This is a genomic window from Streptomyces sp. NPDC056373, assembly GCF_042262425.1.
Lineage (GTDB): Bacteria > Actinomycetota > Actinomycetes > Streptomycetales > Streptomycetaceae > Streptomyces.
The window spans coordinates 1-1,743 of the sequence record NZ_JBHJPX010000051.1 but is presented as its reverse complement, the minus strand read 5'-3'; the positions used below and the strand labels follow the sequence as shown (position 1 = coordinate 1,743).

Genomic DNA, 1,743 nt, shown 5'->3' with positions numbered 1-1,743 from the left:
GTGCACGGCCTCCCCGGTGACGGTGTCGACGCCCCACGGGTCGCCGGGCTTCCAGCCGGACAGGTCAGCGTCCGCAGCGGCGTTGCGGGTCCGCAGCGTGATCGTGGCCCGGTCGCCGTGCGAGCCCGCCTTGATCTCCATGCGGAGGTCCGTCCGGGCACCGAGCAGGGCCCGGATCTCCGCGTGCTTGGCCTTGAACCCGGCGGGGGTCCACTTCGCGTCGAGCCGCACGTGGGTGACGAGCCCGGCCGGAGTGATCTCGACCGGGGTCGGGACGGTGCCCGACAGGCCCCGCTCGTCGGCATGCTGGACCCAGTACGTCGGGTCGAGGCGGGAGGCGAGCCGCCGTTCCTCGGCCGACAGCGCGTCGTCGACTGTGACCGTGACCGAGCGCCGACCGAGCCACAGCGCGCCCGCGTTCGCGGCGGCGACCGCGATCGAGAGCGACGCGGGCCACGTCGCCCAGTCCGCCGGAGTCGAGAGCGCCCAGGACGCGAACCCGGCCGGGACCAGGTGCGCGGCGTGTGCGCGGACCGCCACGCTCGTCAGGGTGTCGGGGTAGTTCTTCTTCGCCGCCTTGAGCGCGGCCCTGGCCGACGAGCGGCTGGAGCGGGCCGCCTTGTCCGCCGTGGCGGCTGCCCGCCGGGCAGCGCTCAGCGGGTTGTTGGACGCTGCGCGGGCGGCAGTCCGCTGCGACTTCGCCGTCGCCGCCACCGACCGGGCCGACGTGTGCGCGGCCTGAGCCTTCATCAGCGTCTTGAGGTGCTCCGGCGTGCGGAGCTTCATCCGGCGGTCAGCCTCGGCGTCCCAGCGGGCGGCGAACGGAGCGAGTAACGGAGTCGCCACGTCCAGCTCGCGGTTGATCGCCGCTCGAAGCGCCGGCGCTTTCGTCTTCGAGGGCTTCTGCGATGCTTCCTTCACGTCCACGGTGAGCCTTTCAAGATCGTGGATGAGGGCCGGAGACCCGTTCGCCCGGGACTCCGGCCCGCCCGGTTTGCGGCGGTTGCTCCCCTGGTTGCGACCTACCGGACCGGTTGACCCCTGCAACCGGCTCTGACCTGCGGGTTTCCAGGTTGAGCCGGTTTCCGAGGAGGGGCCCTACGCGCGGGCGCGCGAGGAGCCCCGAAATTTCGGTCCGTCAGATCACCTCCAGAGAGGCGGTCTTGCGAGACTCATACTGTGGTAGCACAGTGACTGTGTCAAGGCATACACTGTGCTAGCGACCTACACACTGACTCGCACACCCGAGGAGCCCTCATGTCCCTGGACCGGACACCCCCGTACCTCCAAGTCGCGGCCGAGCTCCGCCGGCGGATCGTGGCCGGGGAGCTGAAGCACGGCGACGCGCTGCCGTCCGTGCGCGACCTGGCCGCCGCGTACTCGATCTCGACCGCCACGGCCCAGAAGGTCCACCGGACGCTCAAGGACGAGGGCCTGGCCGAGGCGCGGCAGGGCGCGGCCACCACGGTGAGCACCCGGCGGACCCTGCACCGCACCGCCGCCGACCGCCTGGAGGCCGCGCTCACGACGGGCCGGATCTACGCCGACGGCGAGTACGCGGTCATCACGGGCGCCGACCTGGCCGAGCCGCCGGAGTGGGTGGCCGGTCTCCTCGGCATCGAGCCCGGCGGCCAGGCCGTCCGGCGCCAGCGCGTCACCCACAACGCCGACGCCGACCCTGTGTCGACGAGCACCAGCTGGTTCGCGGGCGAGCTGGCCGCCGCCGTTCCCGCGCTCCTGTCC

Annotated in this window: 1 protein-coding gene and 1 pseudogene; one reads left to right on the top strand and one right to left on the bottom strand. The window is 72.6% G+C overall.

Features of this window, described 5'->3' with window-relative positions; genetic code table 11:
- Nucleotides 1-921, bottom strand: a pseudogene (locus tag ACFCXS_RS39385) (ATP-binding protein); the annotation flags it as partial.
- Between the two features lie 336 nt (nucleotides 922-1,257).
- Here ACFCXS_RS39385 and ACFCXS_RS39380 point away from each other — a divergent pair.
- Nucleotides 1,258-1,743, top strand: a 486-nt coding sequence (locus ACFCXS_RS39380) for a GntR family transcriptional regulator (RefSeq protein ID WP_376648147.1), incomplete at its 3' end; no start/stop codon positions are given.